This is a genomic window from Aliterella sp. E5.1 (assembly GCF_057473825.1).
Genome location: NZ_JBYCCV010000366.1, coordinates 1 through 1,538 on the forward strand (window position 1 = coordinate 1; position 1,538 = coordinate 1,538).

1 protein-coding gene is annotated in these 1,538 nt (G+C 46.6%); it reads left to right on the forward strand.

What is annotated here, in order from left to right; all coding sequences use genetic code 11:
* Nucleotides 1–294 precede the first annotated feature (294 nt).
* Nucleotides 295–1,428: an AAA family ATPase gene (locus AC2VE5_RS27315; protein ID WP_486890668.1), complete on the forward strand. Its 1,134-nt coding sequence runs from the start codon at nucleotides 295–297 to the stop codon at nucleotides 1,426–1,428.
* The last annotated feature ends 110 nt before the right edge of the window (nucleotides 1,429–1,538 follow it).

The following is a 1,538-nucleotide window of genomic DNA, read 5'->3' on the forward strand; positions in this document are numbered from 1 at the left end:
TAGTCGGCAGTACTCATCTACAAATCGGATTGTGGGTTGAGCAGATCTCGCAACTGACATACTTGCTTTCAAACAGTAGTATCTATTTTTATTCTAAATACTCTCTGCTTAGAGTGATAAAAGAGGGTTATCCTGAAGGATTTTCATGACTGTTGGACTAATCCCCAATTCAAGCGCAAACTCCGCAGCGTCGCCCAACGGCTGAAGTTCAGCAAGAAATCTATTTTAGTTACGTCTTTTTCTAGCAAAATTCCCGCAGAGTTGAAGGATGAAGCCGTAGTAGTAGAATTCCCAATGCCCCAAACACCTGAGTTGGAAGCAGTGCTGCAACGACTTACCCAAACACCAGGGGTAAAAGTAAACCTGACGCGATTGGGACGGGAGAAACTGGTACAAGCAGCTTTAGGACTAACCGCATCTCAAGCACAGCGAGTATTTAGCAAAGCGATTGTCAGTCATGGGGTATTAGATGACCGCGACATTGACCTAGTGACGGAGGAAAAAAAACAAATTATCCGTGAGAGTGAGGCACTGGAGTTTTATGCTGTCCATGAAACACCTGCGGATGTCGGTGGGTTAGAAGTATTGAAAGAATGGCTGAGGATGCGGGAACGAGCATTCACCCAAGAAGCACGTAACTATGGGCTGCCTTCGCCCAAAGGAATCGCTTTGATTGGCATTCCCGGCACAGGCAAAAGTCTGACTGCCAAAATGATTAGTGGCTTGTGGCGGTTGCCTTTGTTGCGGTTAGATGTAGGATCGCTGTTCGGCAGTTTAGTAGGTGAGTCAGAAGAAAAAACCCGACGAGCGTTGCAACTAGCAGAGACAGTAGCTCCCTGCGTAATGTGGATTGATGAAATTGAAAAAGCGTTTGCCTTTGGAGGGGCGGACGGCGGCGTAAGCAAACGGGTATTTGGCACGATTCTTACCTGGATGCAGGAAAAGACTGCACCTTGTTTTGTGGTGGCTACCGCTAATGATATTTCTAGCTTACCGCCAGAACTACTACGTAAAGGACGATTTGACGAGATTTTCTTCCTCGATCTGCCCACAGTAGAGGAGCGTAAAGAGATTTTTACAGTGCATCTGCGTAAGCGTCAACGCCTGCCCCAGGACTTCGACAGCACGCAATTGGCACGGGAAGCGGCAGGTTATGTAGGAGCAGAGATCGAGCAGGCGATTATTGATGCGATGTATGTAGGTTTCAACTCTAGTCGGGAGTTCACTACCTCTGATATTTCTGGGGCATTGAAGCGTCAAGTACCACTGTCTGTTTCTCAACAGGAAACAATTGGGGCGTTGCGGAGTTGGCTGCGGGAAGGACGAGCGCAGTCAGCATCGTTCCAAGAAATTCGGGAAGCAGAGCAGCAGTTTGTGCCGTTGCAGTTGGAAATTAGAGGAGCGCAAGATGCAGGGATAATTCGTTGATTAAGAAAATATTATAATGATTAAAACAAATAAGTTTGAGAAATTAAGATGGCGCTCAACTTAATTCAATCATTGCAGGAGATCAAAGATTTCCGAACATCTCGAGGTAG